This window comes from Streptomyces sp. NPDC056486, assembly GCF_042795295.1.
GTDB lineage: Bacteria > Actinomycetota > Actinomycetes > Streptomycetales > Streptomycetaceae > Streptomyces.
The window spans coordinates 1-19,860 of record NZ_JBHTSF010000104.1; the positions used below are offsets into that span (position 1 = coordinate 1).

The 19,860-nt window shown below is 67.0% G+C and carries 12 protein-coding genes; 7 read left to right on the plus strand and 5 right to left on the minus strand.

Going from position 1 to position 19,860, the window contains the following annotated elements:
* Nucleotides 1–130 precede the first annotated feature (130 nt).
* From ACFQ7F_RS31485 to ACFQ7F_RS31505, 5 genes are all read left to right on the plus strand, one after another.
* Nucleotides 131–1,660 carry a DEAD/DEAH box helicase gene (locus ACFQ7F_RS31485; RefSeq protein WP_383277664.1) on the plus strand — a complete coding sequence of 510 codons (1,530 nt, stop codon included), beginning with the start codon at nucleotides 131–133 and terminating at the stop codon, nucleotides 1,658–1,660.
* Nucleotides 1,661–1,706: 46 nt separating this feature from the next.
* Nucleotides 1,707–2,285 carry a TetR/AcrR family transcriptional regulator gene (locus ACFQ7F_RS31490; RefSeq protein ID WP_383277667.1) on the plus strand — a complete coding sequence of 193 codons (579 nt, stop codon included), beginning with the start codon at nucleotides 1,707–1,709 and terminating at the stop codon, nucleotides 2,283–2,285.
* A gap of 167 nt (nucleotides 2,286–2,452) precedes the next feature.
* On the plus strand, nucleotides 2,453–3,235 hold the full coding sequence (locus ACFQ7F_RS31495; protein WP_383277670.1) for an oxidoreductase: 783 nt from the start codon (nucleotides 2,453–2,455) through the stop codon (nucleotides 3,233–3,235).
* An 88-nt stretch (nucleotides 3,236–3,323) separates the two neighbouring features.
* Nucleotides 3,324–3,893, plus strand: coding sequence for a TetR/AcrR family transcriptional regulator (locus ACFQ7F_RS31500; protein WP_383277673.1), 570 nt, complete (start codon nucleotides 3,324–3,326; stop codon nucleotides 3,891–3,893).
* A gap of 172 nt (nucleotides 3,894–4,065) precedes the next feature.
* Nucleotides 4,066–5,250 (plus strand): GDSL-type esterase/lipase family protein, encoded by a 1,185-nt coding sequence (locus ACFQ7F_RS31505; protein WP_383277676.1) that lies wholly within the window; start codon nucleotides 4,066–4,068, stop codon nucleotides 5,248–5,250.
* A gap of 40 nt (nucleotides 5,251–5,290) precedes the next feature.
* Here ACFQ7F_RS31505 and ACFQ7F_RS31510 read toward each other — a convergent pair whose 3' ends face one another.
* Complete coding sequence (locus ACFQ7F_RS31510; RefSeq protein ID WP_383277679.1) at nucleotides 5,291–6,025, minus strand: ankyrin repeat domain-containing protein; 735 nt, start codon at nucleotides 6,023–6,025, stop codon at nucleotides 5,291–5,293.
* A 197-nt stretch (nucleotides 6,026–6,222) separates the two neighbouring features.
* Here ACFQ7F_RS31510 and ACFQ7F_RS31515 point away from each other — a divergent pair, with 197 nt between their 5' ends.
* Nucleotides 6,223–7,290, plus strand: coding sequence for a chitinase (locus ACFQ7F_RS31515; RefSeq protein ID WP_383277717.1), 1,068 nt, complete (start codon nucleotides 6,223–6,225; stop codon nucleotides 7,288–7,290).
* 1,080 nt (nucleotides 7,291–8,370) lie between these two features.
* On the opposite strand, the gene ACFQ7F_RS31520 is transcribed toward ACFQ7F_RS31515, so the two are convergent.
* Nucleotides 8,371–9,018: a hypothetical protein gene (locus ACFQ7F_RS31520; protein ID WP_383277682.1), complete on the minus strand. Its 648-nt coding sequence runs from the start codon at nucleotides 9,016–9,018 to the stop codon at nucleotides 8,371–8,373.
* A gap of 572 nt (nucleotides 9,019–9,590) precedes the next feature.
* On the opposite strand from ACFQ7F_RS31520, the gene ACFQ7F_RS31525 reads away from it, so the two are divergent.
* Nucleotides 9,591–13,235, plus strand: coding sequence for a hypothetical protein (locus ACFQ7F_RS31525; protein ID WP_383277685.1), 3,645 nt, complete (start codon nucleotides 9,591–9,593; stop codon nucleotides 13,233–13,235).
* Nucleotides 13,236–13,373: 138 nt separating this feature from the next.
* Here ACFQ7F_RS31525 and ACFQ7F_RS31530 read toward each other — a convergent pair whose 3' ends face one another.
* Genes ACFQ7F_RS31530 through ACFQ7F_RS31540 form a run of 3 tightly spaced genes read right to left on the minus strand, consistent with a single transcriptional unit; the run spans nucleotide 13,374 to nucleotide 19,224 of the window.
* Nucleotides 13,374–14,855, minus strand: coding sequence for a hypothetical protein (locus tag ACFQ7F_RS31530; protein WP_383277688.1), 1,482 nt, complete (start codon nucleotides 14,853–14,855; stop codon nucleotides 13,374–13,376).
* A 55-nt stretch (nucleotides 14,856–14,910) separates the two neighbouring features.
* A complete protein-coding gene (locus tag ACFQ7F_RS31535) occupies nucleotides 14,911–18,786 on the minus strand; it encodes an AAA domain-containing protein (RefSeq protein ID WP_383277691.1) in 3,876 nt (1,291 codons plus the stop codon).
* 6 nt (nucleotides 18,787–18,792) lie between these two features.
* On the minus strand, nucleotides 18,793–19,224 hold the full coding sequence (locus ACFQ7F_RS31540; protein WP_383277693.1) for a hypothetical protein: 432 nt from the start codon (nucleotides 19,222–19,224) through the stop codon (nucleotides 18,793–18,795).
* Nucleotides 19,225–19,860: the final 636 nt, after the last annotated feature.

Consider the following 19,860-nt stretch of genomic DNA (forward strand, 5'->3'; position numbering starts at 1 on the left):
CCTCACGGTGCGGGCACCAGCTCGTTGCTGTTTACAGAAGTTTGTCTTTTATTCGGCTCGTGCTTGCAATTCGTTCGGTTGATATCCGCCGAGAATTCCTCGATGCGTGCCATATCGAGGAAGGTTCCACGTGAACCGTTCAGCTCGCACGAACGACCGCTATTCCAATCCCCGCAACGGCGGCGGCCCCCGCGGTGCCAACCCCCGCAAGGGTGGCGGCCCCCGTCCCGGCAACCGCTCAGGCGGCCAGGGACGCCGTCCCGCCGCCCCGCAGGGCGAGTTCGCACTGCCGGTCACCATCACCCCGGGTCTCCCGGCGGCGGAGACCTTCGCTGAGCTCGACATGCCCGCCCCGCTGCTGAAGACGCTCACCGATCTCGGCGTGACCGAGCCGTTCCCGATCCAGGCGGCCACGCTGCCGAACGCCCTCGCGGGCCGGGACGTACTGGGCCGGGGCCGCACCGGCTCCGGCAAGACCCTCGCCTTCGGGCTCCCGCTCCTCGTGCGCACCGCCGGTCAGCGCGCCGAGTCGAAGCGGCCCCTCGCCCTGGTCCTGGTCCCCACCCGGGAGCTCGCCCAGCAGGTCACCGAGGCACTCACGCCGTACGCCCGTGCCCTGAAGCTGAAGCTCGCCACGGTGGTCGGCGGCATGTCGATCGGCAGGCAGGCCGGTGCGCTGCGCTCAGGCGCCGAAGTCGTCGTCGCCACGCCCGGGCGTCTGAAGGACCTCATCGAGCGCAAGGACTGCCGCCTGGACCGGGTGAGCATCACCGTTCTGGACGAGGCCGACCAGATGGCCGACATGGGCTTCATGCCCCAGGTCACGGAACTCCTCGACCAGGTGCGCCCCGACGGCCAGCGGATGCTGTTCTCCGCCACGCTCGACCGAAACGTCGACCTCCTGGTCCGCAGTTACCTCCACGACCCCGTCGTCCACTCGGTCGACCCCTCCAAGGGCGCGGTCACCACGATGGAGCACCACGAACTGCACGTGCACGGCGCCGACAAGTTGGCGACCGCCACCGAGATCGCGGCGCGCGAGGGCCGGGTGCTCATGTTCCTGGACACCAAGCACGCCGTCGACCAGTTCACCAAGCACCTGATGGGCAGCGGCGTCCGCGCCGCCGCCCTGCACGGCGGCAAGTCCCAGCCCCAGCGCACCCGCACGCTCGCCCAGTTCAAGACGGGCGCCGTGACGGTCCTGGTGGCCACGAACGTCGCGGCTCGCGGCATCCACATCGACAACCTCGACCTGGTCGTGAACGTCGACCCGCCCATCGACCACAAGGACTACCTCCACCGCGGCGGCCGTACGGCCCGCGCCGGTGAGTCCGGCAGTGTCGTCACCCTGGTCACGCCGAACCAGCGCCGGGACATGAACCGTCTGATGTCCGCCGCCGGGATCCGGCCGCAGATCACCCAAGTTCGTTCCGGTGAAGCCGAGTTGAGCCGCATCACGGGCGCGAAGGCCCCTTCCGGCGTGCCGATCGGCGGCAGCGCGCCCACGGAGCGTCCCAAGCAGCGCGGCGGCGCCCCCTTCCGGGGGATGGGCACGCGCCCGGGGCAGCCCGGCCGCTCCGGCGGTGGCTCTCGCCGGACCGCCGAATCCCGTGAGATGGCGGAGGCCCGTAAGGCCGCACGCGTGCGTCGAGCTGCCTGAGCGAAGTTCTTGACCTGGAGGTCAAGAACGGCCTAGGCTCCTGATCATGGGAAGGCCGAAGCAGTTCGATCCGGACGCCGCCGTCGAGCGGGCCATGGACGTGTTCTGGCGCAAGGGGTATGCCGCCACCACGCCCCAGGACCTCGTTGACGCGCTCGGTATCGGCAAGGGCAGTCTCTACAACACCTTCGGCAGCAAGCACGCGCTGTTCGAGCGGGCGCTGTGCCGCTACCGCGACAGTCAGGCCGTGGCTCTCACCGAGATGCTCGAGGAGTCGGGGCCGGTGAAGGAGCGGTTGCGTGCGGCGCTGTGGCTGCTCGTCGAGATGGACCTCGCCGACCCGGACCGGCGCGGCTGCATGGCGGTGAACACCGCGGCGGAGCTGGCCGGGACGGACGAGATGGCGACCGAGCTCGTCCGGCGCATGTTCGACCGCACCGAGGAAGCCTTCTCCGCGCTGGTGGAGAAGGGGCAGCGGGCGGGGGAGATCGCCTCCGGCCGTGACGCTCGCGCCGTCGGGAGCCTGCTGCTGACCACGGTCGTCGGTTTGCGGCTGATGGCACGTGTCGCGGAGGGGCCGGAGCGCCTTTCCAGGGTGATCGACGCGACGGTCGACTCCCTCTGACCTTCCCGCGCCGTCGCCATTGAGTGGCCTCTCGGCGGAATTCGTCCATTCGGCATTCAACATTCAGTTTTCGAAAACTCGGCGTTCAGTGGTTCCGCACCGCTGACGCGCATCCATATTTTGTACCTGTAGGTCAAGAAGTGTTCGCCTGAAGGAGATGGAACAGCATGAAGCTCGACCTCAATGGCAAGACCGCCGTCGTCACCGGCGCCAGCCGCGGGATCGGCCTGGCAACCGTCAGGACGCTGGTGGACGAGGGCGTACGCGTGGTGGGTGCGGCGCGCACCATCACCCCCGAACTCAAAGAGGCGGGAGCCTTCGCCGTATCGGCCGACCTCGGCACTCCGGAGGGGGTGGCCACGCTCATGGACGGCGCCTTCGCCGAGCTGGGCGGCATCGACCTGCTGGTGAACAACGTCGGCGGCGGTGACGCGGTGGAGCCTATCGGCTTCCTCGACACCGACGACGCGCAGTGGCAGGGCATCTTCGACCTCAATCTGCTCAGCGCGGTCCGCGTCAGCCGCGCCGCGCTGCCCAGTCTCATCGAGCGCCGGGGCGCGATCGTCAACGTCTCGTCCATCAACTCCCGTCTGCCCGCGGCCGGTCCCGTCGCCTACAGCGCGGCCAAGGCGGCGCTCACCTCGCTGGGCAAGTCCCTTGCCGAGGAGTTCGGGCCGCGGGGTGTGCGGGTCAACACCGTCTCGCCCGGTGTGGTGCGCACTGCCATCTGGGAGGATCCCGATGGCTTCGGCGGCAAGGTGGCGGCCGGTTTCGGGGCCGAGCACGGGGCGTTCCTCGAGCGGATCCCGGAGGCGTTCGGCATCACCACCGGGCGGATCACGGAGCCCCGGGAGGTGGCGTCGCTGATCACGTTCCTGCTCTCCGACGTGGCGGGCAACGTCGCCGGAGCGGATTACGTGATCGATGGGGGAACGGTCAAGACGGTCTGACGGTACCCCCTGCGTCCTGAACGGCTAGCTGATTTGCCTAAAGGTGTTAGGTAATTGCATAATCAGTTATGCCGAAGGGAGGTGGGGCATGGTTCGCGCAGGACTGACCGCGGAACGCCTGGCCCTGGCCGGGGCGGAGATGGCCGATGAGGTCGGCTTCGAGCAGGTGACCGTCTCGGCGCTCGCCAGGCGCTTCGACGTCAAGGTCGCGAGTCTGTACTCGCATCTGAAGAACTCCCAGGACCTCAAGACGAGGATCGCTCTCCTCTCCCTGGAAGAGCTGGCCGACCGGGGCGCCGCCGCACTGGCAGGGCGGGCCGGGAAGGATGCCCTGACCGCGCTCGCCAACGTCTACCGCGACTACGGTCGCGAGCACCCCGGGCGCTACGCCGCGGCTCAGCTGAGGCTCGACCCGGAGACAGCGGCCGCAAGCGCAGGCGGCAGGCACGCACAGATGACGCGGGCGATCCTGCGCGGCTACGACCTGACGGAGCCCGACCAGACCCACGCGGTCCGGATGCTGGGCAGCGTCTTCCACGGCTACGTCAGCCTGGAGATGGCAGGGGGCTTCAGCCACAGCGAGCCCGATTCGCAGGAGACGTGGGCACGCATCCTGGACGCCCTCGACGCCCTGCTCCGGAACTGGCCGCAGCCCTGACCAGGGCGCCGCGCCGGCCGAATCGGCTCCCGCGGGTCGGCTCCCGCGAAACGGCTCCCGCGCGGGTCGGCTCCCGGCGAGTCGACTCCTGTGGGAGTGGCGGCGTACGACCGGCGCCGGGCTCATCGGTGCTTCCCGACAACTCAGAAACCTTGATCAGCAGGCGGAGACCATGCATACCGAGCACGACTGGATCACCACACCCATCACCGCGGACATCCTGCGCGGCGCACTCGATCTGGAGCAGACCGCGCACGGCGTCCTGCCGCACCGGCTGCCCGCACGGGCCCGCGCCCAGTGCTCCGACGGACAGCTGGCCATGGCGGAGTCCCAACCCTCCGGCGTACGCCTTGTCTTCCGCACCCGGGCCACCGCCGTCGAACTGGACACGCTGCCCACCAAGCGCGTCTACGTCGGCGCCCCGCCCCGACCGGACGGCCTGTACGACCTGCTCGTCGACGGCCGCCTTGCCGGTCAGGAGACCGTGAGCGGCGGCCACACCCTGACCATCGACATGAAAGCCGGATCCGCCGAGCGCCGGTCCGGCCCGGTCGGCACCCTGCGCTTCACCGAACTGCCCGACGGCGTCAAGGACATCGAGATCTGGCTGCCGCACAACGAGACCACCGAACTGGTCGCCCTGCGCACCGACGCACCCATCGTGCCCACGCCGGACCGGGGCCGCAAGGTGTGGTTGCACCACGGCAGTTCGATCAGTCACGGCTCCGACGCCGCAAGCCCCACCACCACCTGGCCCGCACTCGCCGCCTCCCTCAGCGGCGTGGAGCTGATCAACCTCGGCCTGGGCGGCAGCGCCCTGCTCGACCCGTTCACGGCCCGCGCCTTGCGGGACACCCCCGCCGACCTGATCAGCATCAAGATCGGCATCAACGTGGTCAACGCCGACCTGATGCGCCTGCGCGCTTTCGGCCCCGCCGTCCATGGCTTTCTCGACACCATCCGCGAAGGGCACCCCACCACACCACTGCTGGTCGTCTCGCCCATTCTGTGTCCCATCCATGAGGACACGCCCGGTCCCAGCGCGCCGGACTTCAGCGCCCTCGGTGAGGGGCGGCTGGGGTTCGTCGCCATGGGGAAGCCGGAGGAGATCGGGAGCGGGAAGCTGACCCTCGGCGTCATCCGTGACGAGTTGGCCCGGATCGTGGAGCAGCGAGCGACCGAGGACCCGCACCTGCACTACTTGGACGGCCGCGACCTGTACGGGAAAGCCGACTCCGCCGAGCTGCCGCTGCCCGACCAGATCCACCCGGACGCCGCGACCCACCGCCGTATGGGCGAACGCTTCGCCAAGCTGGCCTTCACGGCCGACGGCGCTTTCGCGGGCCGAGGCGCCTGAGACCGAGTGGGCGCAGTTTGAACCTGGGCGGGAGCGTGACTCACCCGAAGTCCGCGCGCCCCTTGGCACCTCGGGCGATCAGCCAACGCACGACATCGTCGGCGTCCTGCGCGCGGGCGATGTCCAGAGGTGTCATGTCGTCATAGCCGATCCAGTTCACGTCTGCCCCTTGCCGCATCAGACGCTCGGCGGTGGGGAGTTGACCACCGTGGCAGGCGCCCCAGAAGGCGCTGGTGATCTCGGACTCGGTAGGGGAGTCCGGGGCGGCGAGGAAGGCCTCGACCTGGTCGAGCAGGCCAAGGGTGGCCGCGTCCTGCAGATCCGCACGAGCGCCGTGCTCCAGGAGCCTGCGCGCCGCCTGCCACTGGCCGAAGCCGCGCGCGTCGGCGAGTGGGGTGCCGCCGCCGATGACGGCGCCGGAGGCCTCGATGTCGGCGCCCGCGTGGATGAGGGCGTCCAGCGCGGTGATGTCGTCATTGCTGGCGGCCCAGTGCAGAGGAGTCTCGGTGTGGGCGCCGACGAAGCGTGCGTTGGGGTCGGCACCTGCCGTGGCCAGGGTGGCGATGACCGTCTCGGCGTGAGGGTAGTGGCCCGGCCAGTCGGTGGCGATGTGCAGGAGACTTCGTCGGCCCGCGGCGGGACCGTCCTGGCTGATGAAGCCGGAGGCCAGTGCGGGGTGGTCGGCCAGGAGCTGACGCAGAGCGGGGACGTCGCCCTTCCGGATCGCCTCGGTCACCGAGATGGCAAGCGGATCCTGGGAGTTGAGGATGTCCATGCGGGGGAGGCCTCCTGCTCGATCGGCCTGGTCCAGACCTATTGACGGCAGGTCTGGACCACTTTACGGTGTGGCGCGTCGCACCACTTACGTCTCCAGGCACCACAGTCCAGGAGGTAAGCGTGTCATCCCGAACCTCTCCCCACGCCCTCGCCCCGCGCCGCGCACCGTCCCGACTTCTGTCGGTCGGTCTGGCGATGGCCTTCGCCGTGCCGCTGCTCGTCGGCGCGGTGCCGAGCAAGGCGTCGTCGCAGGACCGCCAGGACATCACTCGGGCCGCGCAGGTCGCCCCCGGAACCCAGGGTGCCGAGGCCGAAACATGCGCGGTCAAGTCGAAGCCCACCGGAAAGGTGCTCCAGGGCTACTGGGAGAACTGGGACGGAGCCGCCAACGGCGTACACCCGCCGTTCGGTTGGACCCCGATCACCGACACCCGCATGCGCGACCACGGCTACAACGTGATCAACGCGGCGTTCCCCGTCATCCGCTCCGACGGCACCGTCCTGTGGGAGGACGGAATGGACTCGACGGTCAAGGTCGCCACCCCGGCCGAGATGTGTCAGGCCAAGGCGAACGGCGCCACGATCCTGATGTCGATCGGTGGCGCGACCGCAGGCATCGACCTCAGCTCGAGCAAGGTCGCCGACCGCTTCGTCGAGACGGTGGTGCCGATCCTGAAGAAGTACAACTTCGACGGCATAGACATCGACATCGAGACCGGACTCGTGGGCAGCGGCAACATCAACCAGCTCTCCGCCTCACAGGCCAACCTCGTACGCATCATCGACGGCGTCCTCGCCCGGATGCCCGCCAACTTCGGCCTGACGATGGCACCCGAGACGGCATACGTCACCGGGGGCAGCGTGGCGTACGGCTCGATCTGGGGCGCGTACCTCCCCATTGTGAAGAAGTACGCGGACAACGGCCGCCTCTGGTGGCTGAACATGCAGTACTACAACGGCAGCATGTACGGCTGCTCCGGCGACTCCTACTCCGCCGGAACCGTCCAGGGATTCGTCGCGCAGACGGACTGCCTGAACAAGGGCCTCGTCATCCAGGGCACCACGATCAAGGTCCCCTATGACAAGCAGGTCCCGGGCCTGCCCGCACAGCCGGGCGCGGGCGGCGGCTACATGGCCCCGAGCCTGGTGACACAGGCGTGGAACCACTACAACGGCGCATTGAAGGGCCTGATGACCTGGTCCATCAACTGGGACGGCTCGAAGGGCTGGACGTTCGGCGACAACGTGAAGGCGCTTCGTTAGCATAGTCTGCCGAACCAAGCAAACATACAGGTCAGTTGGGGTCGTGCCTTTCGGGGCGCGGCCCCGAATCTGTGCCCGTGCTGGATTGGTGCTGGATTTTCTGACCTGTCGTCACCTGCCGTCATCCCTGCTTATCCGTACCGTGCTGGATTGGGGCTGGAAGGGGAGTGGGCAGCGGCCCGCCGAACAGCCCGGTTGGGGGCGGTGTCAGCGGGGTTCGCCGCAGGGTGGGGCAATGGGGTTCACGGGGCGGGCCGTGTCCCTGAGCTGAAGACCGAAGAAGGTGGGCTCGCCGACACTGCGCCGTCCCCCCGCAAACGGGTCAGCATGTTCTTCGTCTGCTGGTGGTACACGCTGCACACTCCTCTGACCAGCTGAAACGTCCATGGTCGAGGTGGGCTGTAGAGCGCTGGCCCGTGTATGGTCCGGATCTTGGACGACGGCGAGAACTGACCGGAGCCTGCTCGTGGACAGGAGGTAGTTGAGATCCTGGCCGGCGAGAGGAAGTCGGTGACGTACGTAGTGGCCCTCGGGGGCGTGCACCTCTTGAGCCGTGTTGATGATGTACATCCCCACCACCCCTGCTCTCTCGCCGGATGCCCCTGGCCAGCCACCAACGCGACTGACACCGCACGCCGATCCTGCGCTACGACGCACCACGAACGCGGTTCTGCGCAGTTTCCAAGGCTGGGTGGGGTTCCAGACAGACGAGGAGACGACCGCCCGGGAACGTCGTCCGTAACGGCCCGGGCAGCATTGTCCTTCCAGGCTGTGCGGCCAACGCTGCCACCGAAACTCACGCCGCCGGGGCTGTGCAGATGCGAGCCGTATGGGCGAGCGGCCGCACTCCTCAGCCAGGACATCCGCCTAGTGGCCGATCTACGGGAGTTGGGACGGCGAGGAGGGCGGCGGGCTCTGCCGGCCACTGGCACTGGGCATGTACGTGGGATTAGGGAGGCAGCTACCGAGGCGGCGCGAAATCCAGTAGGTCCGCTCGTACGGTGGCTGGGAGTCGTACTCCAGCGAGTCAGCGGCAGCGTCGGTGTCGACGAGCCAGACACCCATGCGGCTCTCGTGGGGTCACACCGGGCACCCGGTCAGGTCGAGTTCCCACACATCGGTGGCGCCGTTGTCGCGGCTGTCGTGCACAGTGATAGTGCCAGTCACACGGTGGGGGAGTGGTCGGCCCTCCCTGCGTGCTTCGTAGTTTTCCGACAGCTCCTTGATCGTGAATTCCTTCTGGAGAAACAGATTGGGGGTCACGCCGTTCCTCTGGTGGGACCAAAGAGCGTGTGCGGTCGCGGGGCGCGCACGGCCTTCGACGTCCTTGACAAGGTCGCCGACGTACTCGACGTTGACGTACCGGTCGCCCCTGTTCTCGATCACGATGCGGGCTTGGAGGACGATGCGGTCGTTCTCCTTCTCCGGGAAATGCCACTCGTAGCCGTTCGGCCACGGGTTGACGGGCATCCCCACGTGAGACCAGGCGTACGGTGGCCACTGGACTTCGGTGAACCGTACGGTCACCGCAGGAGCCTGGGCATCCAGGCGCGTGCGGGCTGCGTCGATCGCCACCGCTTCGGAGGCGACAAGCGCATGCTGCGCCACTTCGAGCGCGTCCTGCGAGACCTTCACGGCCTTGCGCATCAGGTACGACTGCCAGGCAATCACGCCGATACCGGCGGTGGTGCCGACGGAGCCAATCGCAACCCACATGGTTTCCGACATGACCGCTGATTTTCCTGCTATCTGCTCATCTGCGCCAATTGGCTGGTCAGGGGCCATACTTGGCGGGTCGGCCCGCGTGCCGCGGTCTGGATCCTCGGTCTGGTCCAGGCTGTATGGGTATCCCACCTGCACCCAGGGCTGAGCACGCCTTCGTGCCCAGCTTGCTGACGTTTAGCGCGGTGACCTGCCGACGACGGGTGTGCGTAGTCCGGCTATGACTTCACAGAACAGCTCGGCGAGCTGATGGTCCGTGCCGCTGTGCATGTGGACGCCGCGTCCAGTGAGCCTGCACTCGGCAATTTTGAAGTGGGTTTTCGGACACCAGTTTTCTATGCTGGCGTACTCGGGAGAACGGGGGCGATGTGGGCAAGGGCCGGAAAAAGACGGGACGGACAGCTCCTCAAGGGTTGGGCCGACGACTCGCAGGTATGGAAATGGCGAGCATGCAGGCTCTGCTCACTGCAGCGGGCGCCAGTCCCAGAACCCGGCACAGATGGGCGTCTGTCGGGTACCTCTTTCAGCAAATGCTGGCTGTGGCGCCAACCGGGCGGTCTGTCGCCAAGGCTGTGACCGTGGGCGGGCTACTGGATGCCTGTCGCCGGGAAGCGCCCTGGCTGGCTGGCTTGGAAGATTTCGTTCCGTCCGATCCCCGTCAGGTTGTGCTCGCGCGGCTCGGTGACGAGGTGCTGCGGCTGGCTCCCGGCCAGGTGGAGAGGCCTCTGGCCGACGTCACGCGGTGGAAGACGGTGGCTCAGGCGACTGATTCGGTTCTTGTGCCCGAGCTGGGATTCGGGATCTCCGAATACGTCGAGGTGGGATTGCGGTACGCCGATCTGGCCATACGGGCACTAGCTTCATCGTGGCCCGATGGGGACGTGCCGACCGAGGGCCCTGCAACGCTGACCGACGAGGAACTCGTGGCGGCGCAGGTGCTTGTGAGTAGTCCGGTGGACGCGACGGTCGCCCCTTCCAAGACGTTCCGGGCCGCGCTCGACTGGGCTACCGCACAACGGGGGGAGCCGATTTACGACCCCCATTCCCCGCAGAGTACGTTCGGCAAGTACCTGGCCGTTTCCCATCAGCTGTCCGACGGTGGCGCAGCGAGATTCTGGCTACCGTTGGGCTTCCTGCCCGAAAGCCTGGGGCAGGGCGTCGTTGATCTCGCTCGGCACGCCGCCTCGGCAGAAGCGAACGTCAGCCTGCGCTTTGCCCAACTCGCAGCTGAACGTGCACGCCGAGCTCTGTGGCGGTTCTCGGACAAGATTGTCGGTCCCCCTGACACAAGCAGCGGCCCGGCTGTCTCCCCTCGCGACGTTGTGCAGTGGGTGGTCATGTTCGGCCCTGCCAGGGCGTTGCTGGTACAGCTGTTCGCCCGCCCCCATCTGACGGATGCTCCCTTCCGGGAGGAACCAGCAGTGCTGCGGATCAGCGAGCATGCCCGTGCCCATCCGGACGAAGAGGTTCGTGTGCCGCTGCCCGGTGGGTCCCTGACCCTTCCCGCAGGGACGGAGGTCGTTCCGCTTCTCCTCGTCGCATCTGCCGGACATCTGGTTGCGCCCCAGCGACCGGGGCTTGCCGCCATGTCCCTTGAGGATCTGCTCTGGGCCTCGACCACCGCCGACAGCGACACGGATCTCTATACCTTTTGCCGTGAACTTGCGGCGCCGGACCGACCCCACATGGTCGTCTGGGAGGCGTTTGACCTATGGGAGTGGTGGCGCGGCAACAACAAGACGTTCTTCAGCGGCGGCAGGGCCCCGGACTTGATGATGGTCAGCCCTCACCACAGCGCCGCCGAGTGGGAACGCGGCCAGCGCCTGCAGGAACTCGAGCAGGCGCTGGCCCTGCTCGCCCTGCCGGGAATCGACTCGTGGGATGCTTTGGACCCTATTGGACAGGGCCCATACGGGATCTACGAGTGGCGCCGAGCGCATGCGGATGAGGTAACCCGACCGCCGGACCACGACCGCCCTGACCTGTACGGCTGGCGGATCCGGGTCGGCACCCCTGCTGTGGCCCTACGTTCCGCGCACCCCGCTTGGGGCGACGGCCATCACCAACTTCTCCACGATCTCGCAGGCTCGTACGCCTTCGGCTTCGAGCAGGTGAATGATGCGTGGAAAGCGGCGCAGGACGAAGCCTCACCCGTCGGCTACATCCTCGAAATGCGGCCCGTTACGCCGGACGAACGTGATCGCGCCGATTCCATCCGGGTCGGATCTGTCGAAGCACAGTCCAGTGCGTACGGCCGGGTGATCCATGCCAAGTTCCTCGTCGACTGTGAGTCGCTCGCGGAGCAGACCGACCATGACGCCGCAACTACGCGGGATGTCATGGCGCAGACGATCAGGTCTCTTCTGGAGCAGAGTGATCTGCCGCCGAACACGGTCGACACGGTGGCAACGGCCTGGCGCGTCGCTCCGCCCACACTTGCGATCCGGATCATGACAGCGCCGGTGAGTCGTCCACACCTTGCCCGTCCATGGCCGATAGATGCACATCTGGTAGGCATGATGGACCAGGAGGTGGCCCGTGCTGTGCAGGCAGCGGGCACCGCACCCGGAACGTACGTGGGCCCACAGGCCAAAGAGCTTGACCGTGATGCGCTGGCGCCAGCCGCGTTGGATGCTCTGAACCGTCGTCTCGCTCAACACTCCGCCGACGACCTTGTCACCGTCGGGATGCGACAGGTCGAACGCACCTTGGCGACGAAGAACCAGCAATTCCGTGATCTCGAACAGTCTTCCCGCCTTCTTTCGGTGGCCTGGGACCCACTGGAGCGCCAGACAGAACTCGAGCAAGAGCATCTGTGGCTGAGGCGCAGCAACGAAATCGCGATCGAAGCAGCCCTGCGGGCTCAACCCACTGGAAACCGTCGCGTGGATCAGTACGCGTGGATGGAGATCACCGCTGCGGCTTCCGCCTATCTGGCCGCGACGATGCGGAGCGAAGCGATTCATCATCAAGTTCGTCCCACCGGACTGAGAATCAGCGACGCGTATGAGATCACCGTGGTGACCGACTTGGCCGATGCCGATGCCGATGCCGATGCCGATGCCGAGTCGGGAAGCGCGGGCTCCCGGGTGTTCGATCTGGACCTCAGCGCGTTCAGACGGGCCCGAGCGGCTCACATGCTCGCGGCTCCGTCGACGCTCGGCAGTCACGAGCAGACTGACGAGGTTGGCGCAGCAGCCGAAGTCGTTGACGAGGAACAGATCGACGAACTCGTCGATCCAGCTGTTGACGCTGCCATGCTCGCCGCATACGGAGCATCAGTGAGCGATATCTTGCATGTCCTATTTTCTACGGCCCAATGGCCGCTGGAGCCTGAGGATCCAGATGCGGTGGCTGTCGCCGCAGATACCGTACGGCAGCACCTGATCGATACGTTGCGTCTCGCGGCGGAACCTGACGGACATGCCCGTATCGCTGCTGCTCAGGGGCTCCTCACCAGTACCTCCTCCGCGTTGCAGGCTGCCGAGTGGAAGCCGTGGCATGCGCGCAGCAGGCAGAAACGACTCGTCGTCCAGCCCCTGGTCGAGCTCACCGATGGGCGGCTCGTCGTCGGTCCGCAGCTCTGTTACGCGAGTGCAGGTATTTACGGCAACTTCGTGGCCCAAGGAATCCTGCCTTGGACGCAGCCTCCGCCCCCGCGTCGGGTGACAGACGCTTTGGAGGCGGTTCGCGACCGCAAGAACAGAGCCCTCGAGACCGAAGTAGCACAAACGCTGCGGGCGGCTGGCTACGTGGTGGAGGAGCGCATCCGGGAGCAGGATCCGCAGCGGCTGGGGGTCCCGTCCCTCCAAACCGAGATCGATGTAGTCGCTGGCCGCGGGGCTGACTCGGACATCTGGCTGATCGAGGTGAAGGACCCAGCCGATATCCACGTGACACCGGAGATCCGACGCCATTTGGACCGTTTCTACGTCGACCATCGAAAACCGTGTTATGTGACACAGCTCCAGCGGAAACTCGACGACCTCGCACCCTACGTCAACGAGGTAGCGGCGGCCCTCAGCTTGCCGACGTCAGCTGAGCCGCGCGAAGTCAGGGCGATCTTTGTCACCCGTGCACCGGTGCCGGCGGGATTCGTCGGGGGCCCCTTCACATTTCACACCTTGAGGGATTTGGTGGCTGCTTTGGACGGTGCCGCCAGCCAGCCGGCGGGAGAAACTGCTCCCGAGGAGACCAGTTCCCCAAGCTGGGACCAGCACTGATCACGAAGCGGTCCGCAGCGAGCAAGTACCTAACGACGGCGAAGTGTAGGCATCAGACGGGTGATCGGCTACAACGATGAGCAACACCACAGCTACCGGCCCTAAAGGGGCTGGTAGCTGGTTACCTGCATGCAGGCACTACTCGTCTCGGAAGGGCGGGATCTGACGCATGGCCAGCACTGTGCCGTCCCGGCCGATCGAGACAACGCCGCCCCAGGTGTGGTCCCAGAATGTCCCATGTTCCTTGGCCCTTCTCGCATGGACCTGCTGTCGGTAGGTGGCTATATCGGCCTGCCATTTGGGCTCTTGCCTGGTGATGAGCGAATCGAGGACGTCGGCGGCGACGCCGGAGAATGCTTGTACTCGTTTGCCGTTGAGCCGAAAGACGTGATCCGTGCCCTCGAATTTCTCGCCCAGCAGGGTGTAGTCCTGGTCCTGGACGCTGCCGGAGGCGGCGTGGGCGAAACCCTGGAAGAAGTCGCTGCCCTGACGGGTGGTGAGGAGCGCGGCGGTGGATTCGCCGTCCCCGGCGAAGGCCGTCAGGCCGGCGGCTCCGGCGCGGGCCAGGACACGCTGGAACCACGCGTAGTCCTTGGGGTTGTTGGGGCCGACTTGGCAGCCGGGCTCGGAGGAGTCGGGGTCCTTGCCTTGTCCTGGTTTGAGGATGCCGATGTCCGGGTTCTTGCCGCCTAGGTCCAGGCCGATGTCGGCGGCGGGGGTGCCGTCGGGGATGTGCAGCCAGCCGCCGGAGCCGTCGGCATGCAGGACGTGGACAGTGAGCGGGTCGGCAAGGGCGATCTCCATGCTGAACAGCAAGGCCGGGGTTTCGTTCCAGGCTCCGATGTGCACTCCGTCGGCGTGGACGGCTGCGGAGGCGAGCTGTTCGTAGGCCTTCTGCCGGTCGCTGTGGTTGCCTTTGCAGGCGATGGGGATGACGCGTGAGGACTCGCCCGGTTTCCAGACCTCGGCGAAGAATTGCGGACGGTAGGGGTAGCCGACGGTCTTTGTTTTCGCCTTGTCGCGGCTGGTCAGCGTCCAGCCGGCCCGTAGCGCGATGTCGGCACGGACGAACGAGATGCTGTGGTCCGGATAGCGTCGGGTGAGGATCTGTTCGCTGACGGCCAGCGCGAAGGCGTGTCCCAACTCCTCTGACTGCAGCGCCTTGTAGTACATGGCGATCCGTTTGCCCTCGTCGGACAGGCCGAGCAGGTTGCCCTCCTGTGACAGGCCGAGCTGGGTTTCGGTATGGGCACTGAGCGCCTGGCAGTACTTCAGGCTGCCCCAGTGCTCGGCCAGTCCGCGTGATGCACCGCGCTGGGACAGTGCCAGCCCGCGGCCCAGGTGGTGCAGGACGTCCCAGAACGTCAACGTCACGGACAGGCCGACCTCCGTGCCGGGGAGCGGGCGCAGGCCTGGTTTGCGCCGCAGGGGCTCGTAGGTCTCTCCCGTCTTGGTCTTGCCCTCCTCCTGCCGCTTTTCGAACGTCTCGCGACGCTCCCGTTCCTTGTCGGCGGCAGCCTCGTCAACCTTGCCCACGAGCTCCCGCGTCGAGTGAACCGAAACGGATACCTGCTGCCTGAGACTGTTCAGGACCTCTTCAGTCTTCGGAGTGCGTGCCACGACTGCCCTCCCCACGTCGGATGTCCCGGTCGACCACCGGCGGCCGATCGGTCACTCAGTCGAACAGCGGCGCCAGTGCATTCGGGCTGGCAAGGATGCGCCAGGCGGGAATACGGACCACGCGCGTGACAGGACCGGCCTTCGCGCCTCGACCGCCGGAGGGAAGCCCGACGAGCAGACCGGCCCGTTCGTGTACCAGCCGAAGGTGTCGTGCCGGATCACGGTCCGGCCCGGGGCCGGTGTCGACGACTACCGCGGTGTTACCTTCGGACGAGGTGAACAGCAGGTCGATGCGCTGTCCACCGACCATCGCATCGCGTTCCAGCTCGACAACACCGCGCGAGGCGAGAATCTGCTGCACGGCGTCGGTGAGATCTCTGCGGCGCCGCTCCTGCCGCAGGCGAGGCCCTGGCATGGGAGTGGGCTGCACACCCGTGCGTTGCGTTTGGTCCCACAGGAGTGAGCGTGAGGACAGCAGATGGGGGAGACCTGTCTCCTGCTGCCAGTAGGCGTGGTTGCCCACGGTGATCAACTGGGATTTGGCGCGGGTGATCGCGACGTTCCAGAGATTGACCTGGCTCGACACCCAGTGGGCCGTTCGTTGCGGGGTGTTGGAGGTGGCCACCGGGCTGAGGATCATCACATCGCGCTGACCGCCCTGAAAGGCGTGCACCGTTCCGACCCGGACCCGGTCGCTGCCGATCATGCTCTCCAGGGCGTCCTTCTGCGCACGGAACGGTGTCACCACGCCCACCGTCGCGCTCTCGGGCAGGCGGCGAAGCAGCGCCCGCACGATGTCGGCAACAGCGGCAGCCTCGGACGGGTTGCGCCAGGACTTTCCTCCCGGGCCGCGTGCCGACTCGCCTGAGGGCACATTCGCCCAGGCCAGTACAGGGGCCACTTCCCCGGTGTCCATGAGATCGACCGCGGGTACCTGCCGGCGAACGTCGGTCATGATCTCCAGCGCGCCGGAGTAGCAATGGCCGTTGACGATGTCGGCGATTTCCGGGTGGCAGCGGTAATGCTCGTCGAGCAGCAGTGCACTCTCGCCGTTCTGCGCGGCGGCGTGGTAGGAGGAGTGAACGTGATAGGCGAGCCGCCGGTCCTCCAGCCAGGCCGCGCTCAGCCCCGCCCTGACGCGGGCCTGACGTTCCTGCTCAGGCGAGATACCGGGGATGTGCGTCAGCTGCATCGGGTCCCCGATGATCAGGGCCCTGCGGGCGCGGAACAGCAGGGGTAGCACCGCCGCGATGGAGCACTGGCTGGCCTCGTCGATGACGACCAGGTCGAAGAGTTTCGGATCTGGCCTCAGCTGGCGCACCGCATGGGTGGTGATCGCCCACCCCTTCAGGTAGCGCAGCAGGTTCAGCTGGCTCCGCTGGGTCCCTTTGCGCTGACGCAACGTCTGAAGCCGCTGGTCCAACAGCGATCGCCCGCAGTCGAGCACCTCCGCCGACACGGCCCCGCACAGCTCTGCGGACAGCTGGGCCCGTGCTGCGGCGCAGCCTGAACGCGCCTGGCGCACGGTTTCCTCGTCGTAGGCGAGCTGAGCCGGCGTGAGGTCACGCACCTGGCGCTCCAGGCCAGCCAGGTCCGCCAGGTCGTCGAGCAGGTCTGAGACAACGTGCCGTTCCCTCGTCCATGGCGGCAGCTGCGGCGCTGCGTCGGCACCGGCAGCCGCGACGAACGCCTTCACGGCCCGTGTCCGGCGCCAGCGCCCCCACCAGCTGCCCGCCGCTGCAGCCCGGCGGGCCCTCATTTCCCAGCGGGCCAGCGCCGAGAGGTCGCCGACTTGCCACAACCGTGACAGGAGCGGCACCGGAAGCTCGACTTTGCCGGCCAACTCGGCGCGCTGCGACAGCACCTGGGCCAGCCGTACCTCACCCTCGACCTGCCGTCCGGCCTGGTCGCGCAGGGCGGCGGCGCGCGAGCGGAGGTTGCGCAGTTCACCTGCCACGGTAGCGGAGCTGCGCCCGGGCTGGGCAGGCGGTTCGGACAGCAGTTGCTCTAGCTTCTCGGCCTCCTTGACCAAGGCATCGACGTTGCCAGTACGCATCAACAGCCCCGGAGCGATGTAGTCGCAGCGCTGGGCGACGACGTTCACCGCCTCGTTGTTGGTCGACGCCACCAGAACCGACTCACCTGCCGCGACGCACGTGGCCACCACCGAGGTGACGACCTCGCTCTTTCCTGTCCCGGGCGGACCGGTGGCCACGGTCAGCGGCTGCGTCATCGCGGAGATGACCACCTGCTCCTGGCTCTCGTTGGAGGGCCCTGCCGACACCACGAGCACGAAATCCGTTGTGGGCGCGGGGGTGCCGCCGTTCAAGAGCGCGTCCAGTGCCGTACCCGGAATTTCGGCCGTGCGGGTGGAGATGGCCAGGAGATTCTCCACAACGCCGTCGGTGGCGAAGCGCTCCACACTCGACGGAGCCAGGAGCACGGCGGCGTTGTGCGCGCCAGGGCGCAGGGCCTCGTGCACCGAGTCCGCACTCATGGCGGAGGCGTCGAGCGGTTCAAGCTCCGGAAGTCCCAGGACGCCGAGCAACTCCCGTACGGCTTTGATCATCTGCGCGTCATTGCCGTACTGCCACGTCGGCTGCCAACGGGCCAGCAACTGGGCAGCCTCGTCCTCCGAGAGAAGCTCCGTCACCAGCTTGGTGTGCAGCGACGGAACCCCGCTCGGACGGAGCACCGCGCGACCGCTCTCGTCCGGAGCCAACTCCATTTGCTGGATCAGCAGCGGGGCAATCGCTACATCCGTACGCCGGCTGCCCTCACCGCGGGAAGGGAGCGTGACGGCGGGATACCCGTACCAGTACTCGTGCTGATCGGCAGCGCGACCTGCCCCGTTCTTCGCTGTGGTGCTGCCTGAGCCCTGCGCACCGGGCAGGTTCTTGGGCGCCGGCAGTGCTGGGCTCAGACCGGATTGAACGGTCTCGGGTCCCTCATCTATCAGGAAGTACTGCGAGTTCCGGCCCGCCCGCCGGTCGGGCAGCATGCTCGCCGCGGCCTGGGCGCTCAGGCACTGTGCGTAGTAGCGCAGCAGGCGCTGCCAGTCGTTGGCGTTCTCACGGTCAGCCGCGATCCGCTCGCGAGCTTTGAGGTGAGCGGCCGACGGCGGGGGCGGTTCGTGGGGCGGGGGAGGGAGATGGACCGGGCGGGCCACGGACCGGGCGAAGTGCAGCGTGTGGGTGGCGCGGATGGTGGACTTCGTCGGGCGTTGCTCCTCCGGCACACCCTTGCGCACCATCTGCGCGGTCAGATACTCGAAGAGATCCTCCGGCGATATCCAGCCGCTGTCCTTGATCCGCCCGTTCCGCAGTCCTTCGACGATTTCACCCGTGAACCGCGAAGTACCGAGCGTCGATCCTTCGGGAGCCATGGCGGAGGCGGCCTGCAGCGCGTCCGAGGCGGTGATGAAGTAGACGCCAGTGGGGTGCAACAGGGTGCTGTGCTCCGCCTCGTCCGATTCCGAACTCTCCCGGCCCTTGGCATGCCAGCCCTGGACGACGGAACCGCTTGCGCAGCAGTCCAGCAGCACGATCTTGGACGCGGCGCGGCAGGACTGCAGGGTCCGCTCCAGGAACTCCGCCGACACCGCCGTACGGGGCAGATCGGCCGGGTCGCTGTCGCGGGTGAGGAAGTAGAGCTGGTTGTCGGCCTCGCAGAACTCGCCGTGCCCGCTGAAGTACAGCAGTGCGCTCTCACTTTGCTGGCGCTCTTCGAGGAACGACTCGATGGCGTGCAGCATTTCCGCACGCGTCGGGTCCGGCACCATCGCGCAGTCGTTGTACTGGCCGATCTCCGTGCTCTGCAGAACCGCCTGCATGTAGTGCAGATCGGCACGGACCGCTGGAAGGTCGTGATAGTGCTCGCTGTCGTACGCAGAGACGCCGATCAGAAGGGCGTATCGATCGTTGTTGCGCACCCTCGGTCAACCCGCCGTGGAGGTGTCGTCCTGGCACGGCGTGCCGTGAGCCGTGCTCCCGCCTGGCGGCAGGGAACCCTCGGCCAGGAACCGTTCGAGGCGCTCGTCGTCCTCACGCGCCTCGCGGCCTGTGATGCGCAGGGTGGCTCCGTCCGGGCGGGTCGCGATGATGGTGCGCTGAGGGACCTTGGCCAGCCATACCTGGATGCAGGCCGCCGCAAACGAGCCGGCACTCAGGACCAGGCCGACGACCTCCGAGACGTCGCCGCCCTTGTCGCTGCTCACCGAGGGACCGGCCGAGGGCAAGCACACGGAGGCCACCGGATCAGTCTCCGACACCTCGGCCAGCAGTTCGCGGGCGTCGCTGCGAGCCCGCAACGGATCATCGTCGATCACGGAGATGAACAGGCGCGGCAGACCTTTGCCGTCGTTGCTCACGCGTCCCCCTGCGCTGTCAGCTGTCGCCTCAGATGCCTTGGGAACGTACCTGACGGGCTAGCTGAGAAGGTGTGCACTTTCCGGAATCTGCCGGTAGTTGACGCGAAAGCTACTTTGCCTCCGCATACGTCTCAACGGGCGGGCGACCGCCTGCCAGGGGCTCTGACCTGTGGCGATGCTCCGTTCGTTGCATCTGACCTGCTGCTATGCGTCTTTCGCTGCCTCTCAGGAGCGTTCCGCGTTAGATAGCCGATTCTTCCCGCATGCTGCCTAAAGAGCGTTGCATGAGGCCGTGAACAGGGCATTGTCGTTGAAATCGCTACTTGCTTCAGCTGGCGGGCATATGGTTCGCGAGGTGGTACTGCCTTGGCGGGGCGCGGGAGACGTGCCATCCGGGGATGCCCAGCAGGGGTGTGGCAGTTAGCTGGCGGCTGAGGCAGCGGAAGCGGGAAGAGAGAGGAACTTGGCGACGTGGTTTGAGCGAATGGCGGCCGTTCCCGGCATGCATTTCCCCAGTAGCCCTGGTGTTGTTCGCGAGGCGCTGCCAGAGGCACGAGTCCGCCCGAAAGTCTCGTACGGATCACCGATGTGGCCGACTGATGAGGGCACTACGTCGGCAACGCCGGCCAGTCGGCA